Origin of the sequence: Klebsiella sp. JB_Kp042 (assembly GCF_040065275.1) — a bacterium.
Lineage (GTDB): Bacteria > Pseudomonadota > Gammaproteobacteria > Enterobacterales > Enterobacteriaceae > Klebsiella > Klebsiella quasipneumoniae.
This window is the reverse complement of the sequence record NZ_JBEAJL010000010.1, coordinates 55,220-70,923: the sequence shown is the minus strand read 5'-3', so window position 1 is coordinate 70,923 and position 15,704 is coordinate 55,220. Positions and strand designations below refer to the sequence as shown.

Genomic DNA, 15,704 nt, shown 5'->3' with positions numbered 1-15,704 from the left:
ATGAAAATTCTGGTGGTAGGCCCGTCTTGGGTGGGCGACATGATGATGTCGCAAAGTCTTTATCGTACGCTCAGGGCGCGCTATCCCCAGGCGATTATCGACGTGATGGCGCCAGCCTGGTGTCGTCCGTTGTTATCGCGCATGCCGGAAGTGAACGAAGCGATCCCGATGCCGCTGGGCCACGGCGCGCTGGCTATCGGCGAACGCCGCAAACTCGGCCACAGCCTGCGCGAGCGTCGCTACGATCGCGCTTACGTGCTGCCAAACTCGTTTAAATCGGCATTAGTCCCCTTCTTTGCCAACATCCCGCTACGCACCGGCTGGCGCGGCGAGATGCGCTACGGCCTGCTCAACGACGCCCGGGTGCTGGACAAAGACGCCTGGCCGCTGATGGTGGAACGCTACGTGGCGCTGGCCTACGACAACGGCGTGATGCGCTGCGCCAAAGATCTGCCGCAGCCGCTGCTATGGCCGCAGCTGCAGGTCAACGAAGGGGAAAAGTCGCAGGCCTGCAGCGCCTTTAACCTGTCCAACGATCGGCCGATCATCGGCTTTTGCCCCGGCGCGGAGTTCGGCCCGGCAAAACGCTGGCCGCACTATCACTATGCTGCGCTGGCGAAAAAGCTCATCGACGATGGTTATCAGATTGCGCTATTTGGCTCGGCAAAAGATAACGAGGCCGGCAAAGAGATCATCGCCGCCCTCAGCAGCGAGCAGCAGGCCTGGTGCCGGAATCTGGCGGGTGAAACCCAGCTGGAGCAGGCGGTGATCCTGATTGCCGCCTGTAAAGCGGTGGTGACTAACGATTCGGGGCTGATGCACGTCGCCGCGGCGCTGGACCGCCCGCTGGTGGCGCTGTATGGCCCGAGCAGTCCGGACTTTACCCCGCCGCTGTCGCATAAAGCGCGCGTGATCCGTCTGATTACCGGCTACCACAAGGTGCGCAAAGGCGATGCCGCGGAAGGTTATCATCAGAGCCTGATCGACATTACGCCAGAGCGCGTCCTGCAAGAGCTGAACGAATTGCTGACGGAAAAAACCGGGCACGAGGAAGCGTAGCGGATGCGGGTATTGATTGTAAAAACCTCATCGATGGGCGACGTGCTGCACACGCTGCCCGCGCTGACCGACGCCGCGCAGGCCATCCCCGGCATCCGCTTCGACTGGGTTGTGGAAGAAGGCTTCGCGCAGATCCCCTCCTGGCATGACAGCGTCGAGCGGGTGATCCCGGTGGCGATCCGCCGCTGGCGTAAAGCCTGGCTCTCCGCGCCGATCAAAGCGGAGCGTAAAGCCTTTCGCGAGGCCGTCCAGGCGGTCAAATATGACGCCATTATCGACGCCCAGGGGCTGGTGAAAAGCGCTGCGCTGGTCACCCGTCTGGCGCACGGCGTCAAGCATGGTATGGACTGGCAAACGGCCCGCGAGCCGCTGGCCAGCCTGTTTTACAACCGCCGCCACCACATTGCGAAACAGCAACACGCGGTGGAGCGTACCCGCGAGCTGTTCGCCAAAAGCCTCGGCTACGCGAAACCCCAAACCCAAGGGGATTACGCCATTGCGCGCCATTTCCTGCAGCACGAGGCTAACGCTGCCGCCCCCTATCTGGTGTTTCTGCACGCCACCACCCGCGACGATAAGCACTGGCCGGAAAACCGCTGGCAGGAACTGCTCGATCTGCTGGCCGACAGCGGCATCCGCATTAAGCTGCCGTGGGGCGCCCCGCACGAAGAGGCGCGGGCGAAGCGGCTGGCGGAAGGCCGGGAGTATGTTGAAGTGCTGCCGCGCATGAGCCTTGAGCAGGTGGCGCAGGTTCTGGCCAGCGCCCGGGCCGTCGTCTCGGTCGATACCGGCCTGAGTCATCTGACCGCCGCGCTGGATAAACCGAACTTCACGCTCTACGGCCCGACCGATCCGGGGCTGATTGGCGGATACGGTAAAAACCAGCACATCGTGCGGCCGGAAAACAGCGCCAGCACCGGCGATATTACCGCCAGCCGGGTTCATCTTCTTCTGCAAAATCAGGGGCTGCTCTGATGGGATCCCTGTTTAAGCAGATCTATCGCTACACCCGCCCTCGCGCTTATCGTCACAATGAAAATCTGTGGCCTTTTACCCGCATCGCCCGCGCGCCGAGCGGCGAAATCAGCGCGTTGCGTTATAAAGGGAAAACGGTGCCGCTGGTCAGCCTGAGCGCGCTGAAAAACAGCATGCAGGGCGAAGTCCTGCTGACCGCCACTGGCCCTTCGACCCGCAATATCGATTTTTCCCTGTTGTCGAAAACGATCCCGGTGATGGGCGTCAATGGTGCCTGGCATCTTGCCGACCGCCTGCACTTTTCGCTCTATACCATCGTCGACATGGAGTTTTTCGATAAGAAGCCGGACATTATCCGCGCCATCGTCAGTCAGCCGGACATTCTGCTGTTCACCACCATGCATGGGATCGCCAAAATCGTCGATCGCCATGCGGACGCGCTGCGCTGCCGTTTGGCGTTGATTGAGGACGGTTGCTATAAGATTTACCAGCCGAAAGTCGCCAGCGAAGCGATAAAGCGCACTTACCAGCAGAATCCGGCGATGTGCTTTCATCCCCAGCGCCCGGATATCTGTTTTAGCACCGATATTCGCCAGGGCGTCTTTGATGCCGGCACGGTGGTCTACTGGGCGCTGCAGATCCTCGCCTGGCTGGGCTTCAACACTATCCTGGTGAGCGGTCTGGATATGACTAACTTCAACCAGCCGCGATTCTACGAAACACAACAAGAAAAATTGCCTTCGTACCTGGCAACAAAAGTGGATACCCTCGTCATGCCCTCCTTTGCGCATGCCGCGCAGGTACTGCAGCAACGCCAGATCCGGGTCATTAATTTTTCACCAGAAAGCGCTGTGCCGGACACTATTTTCGAAAAGGTTGCGTTTAATGAGTACTTTAAAAATGAGTAACTACGCCAGACAGGGTTACTCGATTGTTTTTCCTTTGTTTTTATTTTTCAGCGCGATTTTTTGCATGTCCACCCGGACCAATAACCTGCTGCATTTATCGATCCTGCTGCTCTTGCTCTCGCTGGTACGCCCGGAAAACCGCCAGGCGCTGGCCGGCGTGTTACGCGAACAGTGGCAGACCTGGGCGCTGCTGGCGGTCTTCTTTATCTATTACGCCCTCAGTAACTTGTGGGGCCATACGCCGCAGCATATCGACTCGCCGATCACCCACGGCGTGTACCTGACGGGCTATCTGTTGCTGATGGCGATGCTGCTCTGCGACGAACGAACCCGCCGCCTGGCCATGCTGGCGGTGGTTGGCGGGATCACTGTGCTCTCGCTGTGGACGCTGATGTTCGACCACACCCTGGTCCTCACCGAACGGGCGGTCTCCCCCGAGAACCCCGGGCCAACAAACGTTATCGACCTTGCCGGATACTGCGGCATCGGCATCTTAATCTGCGGCATGCTACTGAAAGAAAAAGCCAGCCACTGGCTCTATCTGCCAGTGGCCATCATGCTGGTGATGATGCTGCTGACCCAAAGCCGCGGGCCGATCATCGCCCTGGTGCTGGCGGTCGGCTGTACGCTGCACCTGCACGTCTTCACCCGCCGCAACCTGCTGATCGCCGCGGCGCTGGCCGTGCTGGTGGCTCTGCTTTTGGTCATGACGCCGGTGGGCGACATGCTGCTCGCCCGTTTCGAAGAGTTGGGCACCCAAAGCGGGCTGCGCCTGAGCATCTGGCACCATACGCTGTCGGAGATGGCCAGCCAGCCCTGGCTGGGACGCGGTTTCAGCTATGAACTGGATTTCATCAACTACAGCGGCGAACACATCACCACCACCCACAGCGTATATATGGGCGCCCTGCTGAAAGGCGGCATCGTGGGTTTACTGCTGTTGCTGGCGGTCATTGCCTGCGGACTGTGGCAGGCGTGGCGCAAGCGCCGCTCCGACAGCCACTACAGTCTGGCGATCCTGTTTTACGCGCTGGTGTTTATGGCCTCGCAGGGGATGTTTATCATCAGCAACCCCCGGGAAACCTGGGTGCTGTTCTGGCTACCGCTGGGCATTGCGCTCAGCAAAGGGCTGGCGGAAAAGCGTTAACAAGAAAGGGCCGCTGACGGCCCTTTTTTATATTCACTTTTCTATTAACTGCGGGCGGCGACCAGCCGGTCGGCCTGCTCTTTAATCACCGGCCATACCGACTCAATCGCCACATCGGCGACATTCGCTTCTTCACAAACGATCTGCCTCGCTTTGTCATAGCCCGGCGCCCAGATATGATAGCCGGGCAGCCCGGTATCCTTGAGTTTGCGTTTGTTATAGACCGCCACCATCGGTTTATCGAAGGCGCGGGCGATATGCACAATCGAGGTGTCCGGCGTAATGACTAAATCACAGCTGCGAATCACCTCCACGGCGGAGTTGATGGTGCTGTCGGCGACGTATAGCGCCATATCCAGCCCCAGCTGCTGAATTTTCTCGCTGCGACCCACCATCACGATACAGACCCGGTAAGGCAGAGCATGTAGCCGCTCGACCAGGGTCGCCACCTGATGACGACAGAAGTCTTTATCCTCGGAGGCGGTAAAAGGGTTAATGGCGACGCGCAGTGCGACCTCTCCGGCCTGGGAAAGCAAGCGCGCCACTTTCTCCCGCTCATGGCGACAGCCGGGGAGATGATAGTCGTATGGCTGGTCGTCAACGACGCCAAAAAGCTTCACCACCTGTTGATAGCGCAGGGAAATATGGCTGTTGCTGTTAAAAAAAGCGATCGAATGATCGTAAAGTTTATAGGGCTCTTTATTAAAGCCAATCACGCTGGTCGCCCGTAAATCGGCGAGTAATTTAAAGCGTTCATAGCTGGTCACGTCATCAAAATCGATAACCGCATCAAAACCCGCCGCCCGTAACGTATTTAAGGACATGCGTGGTCGATATAAATATACTTGCTCAATGAATTCTGAGCCGGCTAATATTTCGCAGCATATTGGTCCGGTTAACACCGAAACCTGATATCCCCGTTCGGCCAGTATTCTGGCGCAGCCGGTGGTCACCACCATATCGCCGACTTTATCGTCCAGGCGCAATAGCAGCACGCGGCGCACGGGGGCCGGGTCGAAGGGTTTGCGCGCCGGCTTATTTCTGTATCGATAGTTAATTAAATTAAATTTAATACCGCGGAAAAAAGCGTTCTTTTTCCGCGTCAATTGTTTAAGGATACGCATACGGTACCTTGAGCTGTGTTAGCGCTGTGTGATTTTCCGCTGGTAATATTCTGCCAACGTCATGCCCTTCACCTGCGGCGCCAGCCAGCTAAAAAAGGCTTCAAGGTCAGCGTATAAACGCTCAATATCCCGTTCATTCTGGAACGTGGGGCTGCCGCCGGGCATATATTCTGAAGAGTGGAGCATATATTCCACGTAGTCATTGCCCTGCGTCAACGTTTGTTCGACGACTTTTTTCATCGTCTCCACGTTGCCGCCCATCGGACGCAGCCAGTGCACGGAGGGGGAACGCACTTTGCCGCGCAGGCGGTCGTAGCCCTGCTTCACGCTGTTCATCCACGCGGAGTGCTTGTACTGAATGCTCATCGGCACTTCCAGCAGCGGCGAGCGGCCCTCGCGGCTGATGTCATTTTCATCGAGGAAATAGGCATGCTGCGGGAAGCGACGATAATCGGTCCCGCCATCGCCCTGCGGCGCCCCCTTGGCGGTCTTCCAGTTCACCCGCGGGGTCACCGAGCAATCCACCTGATACCCGTACTCCACCAGCAGACGCGCATAGCGCTCGTCAAAGGCCCAGCGCCCGGCGCGATGACTAACCATTTTGGTCTGGAAGGTGTCCTCCAGCAGACGCGTCATATAGTCGACCTTCTCACGCATCATGGCATCGCTGTATTCAATGAGATAAGGCTTATGCCGCCAGTCATCGGCGGTCAGCGGCTCGGTCGGCGGGCTGTTCCAGGCATGCAGATGCATACCGACTTCCGCGGTGCCGCGGGCAATCACGTCTCTGGCGAATTCGATATAAAAGGGATCGATGGCCATTTCATAATTGGTCAAATAGACCGGTTTAAAGCCATACTTTTCGCAAAGCTGCTGAAAACGCGGGAGATAACGCGCATTCTCGGTGGTGATGCTGTCATGTTTTTGCCAGAGGTTATCGCCCTCTGTATCAATCGTGATGAGAAATGCGGGATTGTGCACGAAAACGTCCTCAGGCCATACGTATCGGGTCATGGTAGAGCAATACAACGCTTCTCTCAATCTGTCTGATCCCCTAGAATCGGAACCCTTATCCTGGATGAAGAACAGAGTATGACGCCTGAAACCCTCTCCCGCAGCCCCTTGAACCCGGCGCGGATCCTGGTCATTAAGCTGCGCCATCATGGCGACATGCTGCTGATCACCCCGCTTATTCACGCGCTGAAACAGCAGTATCCCGCCGCCAGCGTGGATGTCCTGCTGTATGAAGAGACCCGGGATATGCTCGCCGCCAACCCCGATATCCACCAAATTTATGGTCTCGACCGCCGCTGGAAAAAGCAGGGGAAAAAGCATCAGCTGAAGATGCAATGGCAGCTCATTCAGACGCTGCGCCAGCAGCGATACGATATGGTGCTCAACCTTGCCGACCAGTGGCCGAGCGCGATTATCAGCAAACTGACCGGCGCCGCGACGCGGATCGGCTTTGATTTTCCGAAGCGTCGCCACCCGTTCTGGCGCTATTGCCACACCGCGCTGGCCGCCACCCAACAGCATAATCAGCTGCATACGGTACAGCAGAATCTCTCTATCCTCGCTCCGCTCGGTATTCAGTTGAACGACGCCCCGGCGCGGATGGGCTACAGCGAAGCAGACTGGGCCACCAGCCGCGCCCTGCTGCCGGAGGACTTCCGGGATAACTACATCGTCATCCAGCCAACGTCGCGTTGGTTCTTTAAATGCTGGCGCGAAGACAGGATGAGCGCGCTGATCAACGCGCTGTCCGCCGAAGGGTACGCGGTGGTACTCACCTCCGGCCCCGACGATAGAGAGAAGAAGATGGTGGAGACCATCATCGCCGGCTGCCCGCAGGCGCGGCTGCACTCTTTAGCCGGCCAGTTAACGCTGCGCCAGCTGGCGGCGGTGATCGATCACGCCCGGCTGTTTATCGGCGTCGACTCGGTGCCAATGCATATGGCTGCGGCTCTCGGCACCCCGCTGGTCGCCCTGTTCGGCCCCTCGAAGCTGACCTTCTGGCGTCCATGGCAGGCGAAAGGCGAGGTGATCTGGGCAGGCGACTTCGGTCCACTGCCCGACCCGGACGCCATCAACACCAACACCGACGAACGTTATCTCGATTTAATTCCTACCGACGCCGTGATCGCGGCGGCGAAAAAGGTACTGGCATGAGTAAATTCAGGCTGGCTCTGGTGCGGCAGAAGTACCGCCCGGACGGCGGCGCAGAACGCTTTGTCTCCCGCGCGCTGGAAGCCCTCGACAGCAGTCATCTGCAGCTGAACGTCATCACCCGCGAATGGCAGGGGCCGGTGAAACCGGACTGGCAGATCCATATCTGTAATCCGCGCAAATGGGGGCGCATCAGCCGCGAGCGCGGGTTTGCCAACGCCGCGCGGGCGCTCTGGCAGCGCGAATCCTTCGACCTGGTGCAGAGCCATGAGCGTATTCCCGGCTGCGATCTCTACCGCGCCGGCGACGGCGTTCATCGCCGCTGGCTGCAACAGCGCTCGCGCATTTTACCGGCCTGGAAAAGCCGCCTGCTGTTTGCCGACCGCTACCACCGTTATGTGATGCAAGCGGAACGGGAGATGTACGAAGACCCGCATCTGCGCGGGGTGATCTGCAACGCCGAGATGATCAAACGCGAGATCATCGAAGACTTTGGCCTGCCAGCGGACAAGATCCACGTTATCTATAACGCCATTGATAACCAGCGTTTCCTGCCGCCGGGCGAAGAAACCTTTGCCGCCTTACGCGCCAAATGGCAGTTGCCGCTGCAGGCGACCTGCCTGATTTACGTCGGCTCCGGCTTTGAGCGTAAAGGGCTGGCGGCGGCGATCCGCGCCATCGCCCCGACCGATCGCTATCTGCTGGTGGTTGGCAAAGATAAAGATCAGCCGCGCTATCAGGCGCTGGCGAAGAGTCTCGGCTGCGAAGCGCGGGTGCGCTTCTTCGGCATGCAGTCGGAGACGCTGCCGTTCTATCAGATGGCTGATGGCCTGCTGCTGCCGACCCTCTACGATCCGTTCCCCAACGTCATCCTTGAGGCAATGGCCTGCGGTCTGCCGGTGATCACCACCACCGGCTGCGGCGGGGCGGAGTTTATCGTCAACGGCCACAACGGTTACGTCTGCGACGCCCTGGATATCCCGGCGCTGCAGCAGGCGGTGATGGCCCTGCCTGCCCGCGCGCTGGGCTCCGCGGAAGGCGACCGCGCCCGCGAGCGCATCATGGCCTGCACCAGCGAACGCCTCTCAACCCAGCTGCTTTCCCTTTATCAGGATCTGGTGAAATAACGATGCGCATCTTATTTGTGATTGACGGATTGCCCGGCGGCGGCGCGGAGAAAGTGGTTCTCACCCTGGCGGCGCAGTTCCTGCGCGACGGCGATCGGGTCTCGCTCATTTCGCTACGCGACGTCTGCGAGTACCCATTGCCCGAGGGGCTCGACTACCAGGTGGTGGCCGATCGCTGCCGCAAACCATGGCGCAAGCTGACCGAGCTGTCCCGCCGCGCCCGCCAGCTGGACGCCGCGGTCATCCGGGCCGAGCAGCAGGGACAATTTGACCTTGTGCTCTCCAACCTGCACAAAACCGACCGCATCGTCGCCCGCAGCCGGGCGCTGCGCGAGCGCAACGTCTGGTTCTGCCTGCACGGCGTCTTCTCGGCCTCCTATCTCGGGCACCGCACCGGCTTTGACCGCTGGATGAAGCAGCAGAAAATTAAGCGGATTTACCAGGGGCGCAACGTGGTGGCGGTTTCCGACGCCGTGGGGCGCGATCTGGTGGACGCCTTCGCCCTGCGCCCGGCGCAGCTGAAAACCATCTATAACCCCTTCGATATCGCCGCCCTGCGCGCCGGGGCGGAAGCCGACAGCGAGCGCCCGGACGGCGACTACCTGATTCACGTCGGCCGCTTCCATCCCGGCAAACGCCACGACCGCCTGCTTGAAGCCTACGCGCAAAGCGGCATCGACGCGCCGCTGGTGCTGTTAGGCCAGGGGAAACCGGAGCAAGAGCAGCGCCTGCGCCAGCTGGCCAAAACGCTGCAGATTGACGACCGGGTGTGGTTCAAAGGTTTTCAGGAAAACCCCTTACCGTGGATCAAAGGCGCGCGGATGCTGGTTTTGAGCTCGGATAGCGAAGGATTCGGCAATGTGGTGGTGGAGGCGCTGCTGTTGCATACCCCGGTCGCCAGCACCCGCTGCCCCGGCGGCGTCACCGAGATCCTCACCGGCGAACTTGCCCGCGGTCTGGCGGATCTCACCAGTCCGGCGCTGGCTCAGACGATGCAAAGCATTTACCATAACCCGCCGGCCATCGACGATGCCGCGCTGGAAAAATTCAGCGTCGTGTCCATTTGTCAGCAGTACCGTCAGCTGCAGCGCATCTGACGCCGTTAGTTAACCAGGATCGAAGATTTATGAGTCAAACGCCTTTACTGAGCATCGTGGCTGCCGTCTACAACGGTGAGAAATTTCTTGCGCAATTCTTTGAGTGCATTGAACAGCAGCAGCTGGACAGCTATGAACTGATCCTGGTGAACGATGGGTCGACGGACAACAGCCTGGCGGTGATCGCCGAATGGCGGGATCGGCTGCAGAACGTCCAGGTGCTGGAGCAGGAAAACCAGGGCGTCTCGGTCGCGCGCAATACCGGCCTGGCGGTTGCCAGCGGCAAGTATCTCGCGTTTCCGGACATCGACGATAAACTCTATCCGGGCATGTATCGCACGCTGCTGGAGATGGCGGAGAAAGCACATCTCGATATCGCCACCTGCAACGGCACCTACGTGTACGAAAAGGGCCGCGAGAGCCACCCGATCTTTCCGCTGGACCGCTTGCCCTCGACCGGTGTGTTGCCGGGGCATGTCTGGCTCAAGCAGGCCTTGGATTCGCGGAAATTTCTGCACGTCACCTGGCTCAATATCTATCGCCACGATTTTATCCGCCAGCATCACTTCCATTTCGAGCCCGGCCTGCGCCATCAGGATATCCCGTGGACCACAGAGGCGCTGCTGGCCGCGGAGCGCGTGCAGTACACCAGTCAGCAATTCTATGATTACTACATCCACTCTGAGTCGGTGTCGCATAAGCCGGACAACGACGACACGCTGATGCGTTCGGCGCGCCATTACATGAAAATTCTGGAGATGCTGGAGGCGATCAACCAGCGTTACCCGGACAAAGTGCGCCATATCGCCGCCTGTCGCTGGCAGATCGCCAAAGAAGGCCTGGGGATCATCCACACCTTCGACAGTATGAAAGATGAGTCGAAAAAGCATGTTATCATTAAAGAATTCTTCGACCGCGGTATCTGGCGGTTAATCTGGAAAAACGCCTGTACTTTCCGTTTACGCTGGCGCCTGGGACGCCGTTATCTGCGTATTAAGCGTTATCGCCACGCGGGATAGACCAAAAACCCGCTGTTTCCGCCAAAGAGATAGCTTTACGCGGGCTAAATGCTTAGAATTTGCCCGCCAAAACAGAGAACGGATAAATAGTTTGGAATTGCTTTATACCACCCTACTTTACCTTATTCAGCCGCTGGTGTGGCTGCGGCTGCTGCTGCGCAGTCGTAAGGCTCCTGCCTACCGTAAACGCTGGGCGGAACGCTATGGCTTCTGTCAGAACAAGGTAGAGCCGGATGGCATTCTGCTGCACTCCGTTTCCGTCGGCGAGACCTTAGCCGCCATCCCGCTGGTTCGCGCCCTGCGCCACCGCTACCCTTCTCTGCCGATCACCGTCACCACCATGACGCCAACCGGCTCCGAGCGCGCCATGTCGGCCTTCGGCAAAGATGTCCATCACGTCTATCTGCCCTACGATCTGCCCGGCGCCATGAACCGCTTCCTGGACACCGTTCAGCCGAAGCTGGTGATCGTCATGGAGACCGAACTGTGGCCGAATATGGTAGCCGCGCTGCATAAGCGTAAGATCCCGCTGGTGATTGCCAACGCCCGCCTGTCCGAACGTTCCGCCAAAGGCTATGCCAAGCTGGGCGGCTTTATGCGCCGCCTGTTGAGCCGTATTACGCTTATCGCCGCGCAGAATGAAGAAGATGGCAACCGCTTCCTCGCGCTGGGACTGAAGCGCAACCAGCTGGCGGTCACCGGCAGCCTGAAATTCGATATTTCCGTCACGCCAGAGCTGGCGGCCCGCGCGGTGACGCTGCGCCGGCAATGGGCGCCGCACCGCAAAGTCTGGATTGCCACCAGCACCCACGATGGCGAAGAGCAAATTATCCTCCAGGCGCATAAAAAGCTGCTGGAGACCTTTCCGAACCTGCTGCTGATCCTTGTTCCTCGCCATCCGGAGCGCTTCCCTGACGCCCGCGACATGGTGCAAAAAGCCGGAATGAGCTTCACTCTGCGCAGCACCGGCGAGATCCCCTCCTCCAGTACCCAGGTGGTCATTGGCGATACCATGGGCGAACTGATGCTGCTCTACGGCATTGCCGACCTCGCTTTCGTCGGCGGCAGCCTGGTGGAGCGCGGCGGCCATAATCCGCTCGAGCCGGCGGCACACGCCATTCCGGTGCTGATGGGGCCGCATACCTTCAATTTCAAAGATATCTGCGCCAAGCTGCAGCAGGACGATGGCCTGATCACCGTCACCGACGCTAACTCGCTGGTCAAAGAGGTTTCCACGCTGCTGACCGATGAAGACTACCGCCTGTGGTATGGCCGTCACGCGGTGGAAGTGCTGCACCAGAACCAGGGCGCGCTGTCGCGTCTGCTACAGTTACTGCAACCTTACCTGCCGCAGCGGAGTCATTAATGTCGAACCGGCTTTCCGTGGTGATGATCGCCAAAAACGCAGCGGACCTGCTGCCGGATTGTCTGGACTCCGTTAGCTGGGCGGATGAAATTATCGTCCTCGACTCCGGCAGTACCGACGGCACCGTCGAGCTGGCTCGCCGCCTCGGGGCGCAGGTCTATACCCATACCGACTGGCGAGGCTATGGCATTCAGCGCCAGCGCGCGCAGGACTACGCCACCGGCGACTGGGTGTTGATGATCGATACCGATGAGCGCGTCACGCCGGAACTCAGACAGGCTATTCTTACGGTCCTGGCAGCCCCGCAGCGCGGCGCCATCTACAGCATCGCCCGCCGTAACTATTTTCTCGGACGCTTTATGCGCCACAGCGGTTGGTACCCCGATCGTGTCCTGCGCCTGTACGAACGCGCCCGTTACCGCTATAACGATAATCTGGTCCATGAATCGCTGGATAGCCTGGGCGCCGAGGTCATTCCGTTGACCGGCGATCTCCTGCATCTGACGTGCCGCGACTTCGCTGGCTTTCAGCAAAAACAGCTGGCGTATGCCGCCGCATGGGCGCTAGAACGCCACCAGAAGGGCAAGAAGACCTCGATGACGGGGATATTCAGCCACACGCTGGGCGCGTTCCTGAAAACGCTGCTGCTGCGCGGTGGGGTGCTGGACGGTAAGCAGGGCTGGTTACTGGCGATGGTCAACGCGCAGTATACGTTTACGAAATATACCGAGCTGTGGGCGCTGAGCCACGGCTACTCGGAGAAAGAGTCATCATGAGCACAAAAGCGATCTATCCGGGTACCTTCGATCCCATCACCAATGGCCATATCGATATCGTCACCCGCGCGGCGAGTATGTTCGATAAAGTGGTGCTGGCTATCGCCGCCAGCCCGAGTAAAAAGCCGATGTTCAGCCTTGATGAACGTATTGCGCTGGCGGAGCAGGCGACGGCCCACCTGGTGAATGTTCAGGTGGTCGGCTTCAGCGACCTGATGGCCAGCTTCGCGCGCGCGCAGCAGGCCAATATCCTGATCCGCGGCCTGCGGGCGGTGGCGGATTTCGAATATGAGATGCAGCTGGCCCATATGAACCGCCATTTGATGCCCACCCTTGAGAGCGTGTTCCTGATGCCGTGCAAAGAGTGGTCGTTTATCTCCTCTTCGCTGGTCAAAGAAGTCGCGCGCCACCAGGGCGATGTCTCTCACTTCCTGCCAGCCAACGTCCACCAGGCGCTGTTGAATAAGCTGAAGTAACGCATCTGCTGGGGCATGAGCCAGGCTGGCGCTGCGCTTATCTGGCCTACAAACGTCCCCGGCCCACCAGATGCGCACCCGCAGGTCCGCTGACCTGGCCGACAATCATTCCTGTTCCGGTGACTATTTCTGACACTGGCGGCAATAAAAGGTCGCCCGCTGGGCATGCTTGGTCCCGACAACCGGCGTGCCGCAGATCCGGCAGGGTTCGCCCTTGCGGCCATAGACCTGTAGCTCCTGGGCAAAATAGCCGGGCTTGCCATCGCTTTGCAGGAAGTCCTTCAGCGTGGTGCCGCCCTGCTCTATCGAACGCAGCAGGACCAGCTTAATCACCTTCACCAGCTGCTCGCACTCGTCCCGCGACAGTGAGGACGCCAGCCTGTCAGGGTGGATCCCGGCGGAGAACAGCGATTCACTGGCGTAGATATTGCCGACGCCCACCACCAGCTTGTTATCCATCAGCCAGGGTTTGATCGCGGTTTTCTTCTTCGCGCATTTCTGCTGGAGATAATCGGCGTTGAAGGCGTCGCTCAGCGGCTCCGGCCCCAGATGCGCCAGCACCGGGTGGCCTTCCAGCTCTTTAGTCCACAGCCAGGCGCCAAAGCGGCGCGGATCGGTATAGCGCAGGACTTTACCGTTACTCATAACCAGATCAACGTGATCGTGTTTTTCCGCAGGCAGCTCTTCGCTCAGGATGCGCAGGCTTCCCGACATCCCGAGATGGACAATGATCCAGCCGTTCGGGAGTTCCAGAAGCAGGTATTTGGCGCGACGACGCACGCTGAGCACCGGAACGTCGCTCAGGCGATAAATCTCTTCAGAAACCGGCCAGCGCAGCCGTCCGTTGCGCACGACGGCGTGCAGAATGGTTGCGCCAACCAGGTGCGGCTCAATGCCGCGGCGGCTGGTTTCAACCTCTGGTAATTCAGGCATGATTTTCCTCCATTAACCCGGCGTATTGTGCTTCACGGACAGGTGGCTGAAAAGGGAGTGTGTGAAAGCAATATGGGGGAGTTTTAAAAACAAAAAACCCCGCCGGAGCGGGGTTTTTATACAAGGAGGCTAAAATTATTTGATTTTAGCTTCTTTGTAGATAACGTGCTGACGTACAACCGGATCGTACTTTTTCAGTTCCATTTTTTCCGGTTTGGTACGTTTGTTCTTCGTGGTGGTGTAGAAGTGACCAGTACCAGCGGAAGAAACCAGCTTGATTTTCTCACGAATACCTTTAGCCATGATTTATTTCCTCTAAGTACTTAGTACTTTTCGCCACGGGCACGCAGTTCAGCCAGAACTGTATCGATGCCTTTCTTATCGATTACACGCATACCTTTAGCAGATACGCGCAGGGTGACAAAACGCTTCTCGCTCTCAACCCAGAAACGGTGAGAGTGCAGGTTCGGCAGGAAACGGCGTTTAGTCGCGTTCAGTGCGTGGGAACGGTTGTTACCGGTCACCGGACGCTTGCCAGTAACTTGGCAGACTCGGGACATGTCTATTCTCCAAAAATCAAATTAGCTCGAGCTTCGTATGGGGTATTGGCGCCTCGTCAGGCTTTACAGCCTGGTCATCGCAGTTCAATGTGAACTCTCGACTGCCAGGCCCAAATGCCAAACCCGAGATTCTCAAAGGTGGCGTAGTATACGCTGACTCGGCGATGTGCTCAAGTCCCGAACAGACAAAGATCCCGAAGGATCGCCAGTTCGGGGCTAAATCCAGCCACGTTCGGCAAAAGATACATACGCACCGCGGCCGATAACCAGATGGTCAAGCACGCGTATCTCCATGAATCGACAACACTTTACCACCCTTTCGGTAATCAGCCTGTCAGCCTGACTCGGCTCCGGACTACCAGAGGGATGATTATGCGCAAGGATCACGGCGGCGGCGTTCACTTTGATGGCTTCGCGTACAATTTCTCGCGGATGCACCTCAACGTGGCTAAGAGTACCAGAAAAAAGGCGGCTATGTTTCAACACGCGGTTCTGATTATCTAAAAAGATCACCATAAAGATCTCGCGCTCCTCTTCCGTCAGCTGGCTTTGCAAAAATTCCCGCGTCATTGAGGGGGTGACCAGCGCGGCCTCCTCAACCAGCTGCGAGCTAAAATAGCGCCGCGCCAACTCGGCAATTCCCTTCAGTTGCGCATATTTCGCCAGCCCCAGCCCGTCAACGGCAACCAGTTGCGCTTTATCAGCGGAAAGCAGAGCGTAGAGCGAACCAAAACGCTGCAATAACGCCTGGGCGTAGCTCAGCACATCCTGACGCCGTGTGCCAATGCGCAGAAACAGCGCCAGTAGCTCAACGTCCGTCAGCGCCTCGATGCCGAATTGCAGCATCTTCTCCCGTGGCATCAGATTTTCCGTTCCGTCCATGCGCCCTCCTGCGTGAATCAGCCTATCCTGGCACAACCTGACGACGCTGCCGACCCGCCGCTTTTCACCCTGCGTAGCCGCTCGCAAAG

17 protein-coding genes are annotated in these 15,704 nt (G+C 58.7%); 11 read left to right on the top strand and 6 right to left on the bottom strand.

Translation table 11 applies throughout. From position 1 onward, the window contains the following. From rfaF to ABLV54_RS02340, 4 genes are read left to right on the top strand one after another with little or no spacing between them, the layout of a single operon-like run. Positions 1-1,059 (top strand): ADP-heptose--LPS heptosyltransferase RfaF, encoded by a 1,059-nt coding sequence (gene rfaF, locus ABLV54_RS02355; protein ID WP_044525043.1) that lies wholly within the window; start codon positions 1-3, stop codon positions 1,057-1,059. Positions 1,060-1,062: 3 nt separating this feature from the next. Beyond that, complete coding sequence (gene rfaC / locus ABLV54_RS02350; RefSeq protein WP_050533480.1) at positions 1,063-2,034, top strand: lipopolysaccharide heptosyltransferase RfaC; 972 nt, start codon at positions 1,063-1,065, stop codon at positions 2,032-2,034. After that, entirely contained in the window at positions 2,034-2,942 is a 909-nt protein-coding gene (locus tag ABLV54_RS02345) for a sugar glycosyltransferase (RefSeq protein ID WP_050533481.1), read from the top strand. Before rfaC ends, ABLV54_RS02345 begins: the two co-directional genes overlap by 1 nt. Then, the gene (locus ABLV54_RS02340; RefSeq protein ID WP_348813572.1) at positions 2,920-4,089 is read left to right on the top strand and encodes an O-antigen ligase family protein; all 1,170 of its coding nucleotides are present in this window, start codon (positions 2,920-2,922) and stop codon (positions 4,087-4,089) included. Before ABLV54_RS02345 ends, ABLV54_RS02340 begins: the two co-directional genes overlap by 23 nt. 44 nt (positions 4,090-4,133) lie before the next feature. On the opposite strand, the gene ABLV54_RS02335 is transcribed toward ABLV54_RS02340, so the two are convergent. Both ABLV54_RS02335 and ABLV54_RS02330 read right to left on the bottom strand, forming a co-directional pair. After that, positions 4,134-5,213, bottom strand: coding sequence for a glycosyltransferase family 9 protein (locus tag ABLV54_RS02335; protein WP_050533483.1), 1,080 nt, complete (start codon positions 5,211-5,213; stop codon positions 4,134-4,136). A gap of 18 nt (positions 5,214-5,231) precedes the next feature. Next, positions 5,232-6,194, bottom strand: coding sequence for a polysaccharide deacetylase family protein (locus ABLV54_RS02330; protein WP_023291361.1), 963 nt, complete (start codon positions 6,192-6,194; stop codon positions 5,232-5,234). 111 nt (positions 6,195-6,305) lie between these two features. Between ABLV54_RS02330 and rfaQ the strand changes: the two genes are divergently transcribed. From rfaQ to coaD, 7 genes are all read left to right on the top strand, one after another. Beyond that, positions 6,306-7,382, top strand: coding sequence for a putative lipopolysaccharide heptosyltransferase III (gene rfaQ, locus ABLV54_RS02325; RefSeq protein WP_050533484.1), 1,077 nt, complete (start codon positions 6,306-6,308; stop codon positions 7,380-7,382). Further along, the gene (locus tag ABLV54_RS02320) at positions 7,379-8,506 is read left to right on the top strand and encodes a glycosyltransferase family 4 protein (protein ID WP_023291363.1); all 1,128 of its coding nucleotides are present in this window, start codon (positions 7,379-7,381) and stop codon (positions 8,504-8,506) included. The genes rfaQ and ABLV54_RS02320 overlap by 4 nt, the downstream gene beginning before the upstream one ends. 2 nt (positions 8,507-8,508) lie before the next feature. After that, a complete protein-coding gene (locus tag ABLV54_RS02315; protein ID WP_023291364.1) occupies positions 8,509-9,603 on the top strand; it encodes a glycosyltransferase in 1,095 nt (364 codons plus the stop codon). Positions 9,604-9,632: 29 nt separating this feature from the next. After that, a complete protein-coding gene (locus tag ABLV54_RS02310) occupies positions 9,633-10,622 on the top strand; it encodes a glycosyltransferase (protein ID WP_049013042.1) in 990 nt (329 codons plus the stop codon). A gap of 91 nt (positions 10,623-10,713) precedes the next feature. Next, positions 10,714-11,988, top strand: coding sequence for a lipid IV(A) 3-deoxy-D-manno-octulosonic acid transferase (gene waaA, locus ABLV54_RS02305; RefSeq protein WP_004205065.1), 1,275 nt, complete (start codon positions 10,714-10,716; stop codon positions 11,986-11,988). Further along, positions 11,988-12,764 (top strand): glycosyltransferase family 2 protein, encoded by a 777-nt coding sequence (locus ABLV54_RS02300; protein ID WP_048335571.1) that lies wholly within the window; start codon positions 11,988-11,990, stop codon positions 12,762-12,764. Before waaA ends, ABLV54_RS02300 begins: the two co-directional genes overlap by 1 nt. After that, entirely contained in the window at positions 12,761-13,240 is a 480-nt protein-coding gene (gene coaD / locus ABLV54_RS02295; RefSeq protein ID WP_004205067.1) for a pantetheine-phosphate adenylyltransferase, read from the top strand. Before ABLV54_RS02300 ends, coaD begins: the two co-directional genes overlap by 4 nt. Before the next feature lie 123 nt (positions 13,241-13,363). On the opposite strand, the gene mutM is transcribed toward coaD, so the two are convergent. From mutM to radC, 4 genes are all read right to left on the bottom strand, one after another. Then, positions 13,364-14,173: a bifunctional DNA-formamidopyrimidine glycosylase/DNA-(apurinic or apyrimidinic site) lyase gene (mutM, locus tag ABLV54_RS02290; protein WP_032454367.1), complete on the bottom strand. Its 810-nt coding sequence runs from the start codon at positions 14,171-14,173 to the stop codon at positions 13,364-13,366. Between the two features lie 135 nt (positions 14,174-14,308). After that, on the bottom strand, positions 14,309-14,476 hold the full coding sequence (rpmG, locus tag ABLV54_RS02285; protein WP_002922510.1) for a 50S ribosomal protein L33: 168 nt from the start codon (positions 14,474-14,476) through the stop codon (positions 14,309-14,311). A gap of 20 nt (positions 14,477-14,496) precedes the next feature. Then, a complete protein-coding gene (rpmB, locus tag ABLV54_RS02280) occupies positions 14,497-14,733 on the bottom strand; it encodes a 50S ribosomal protein L28 (RefSeq protein WP_000091955.1) in 237 nt (78 codons plus the stop codon). A gap of 216 nt (positions 14,734-14,949) precedes the next feature. Then, the gene (gene radC, locus ABLV54_RS02275; protein WP_017900054.1) at positions 14,950-15,615 is read right to left on the bottom strand and encodes a DNA repair protein RadC; all 666 of its coding nucleotides are present in this window, start codon (positions 15,613-15,615) and stop codon (positions 14,950-14,952) included. Between the last annotated feature and the right edge of the window lie 89 nt (positions 15,616-15,704).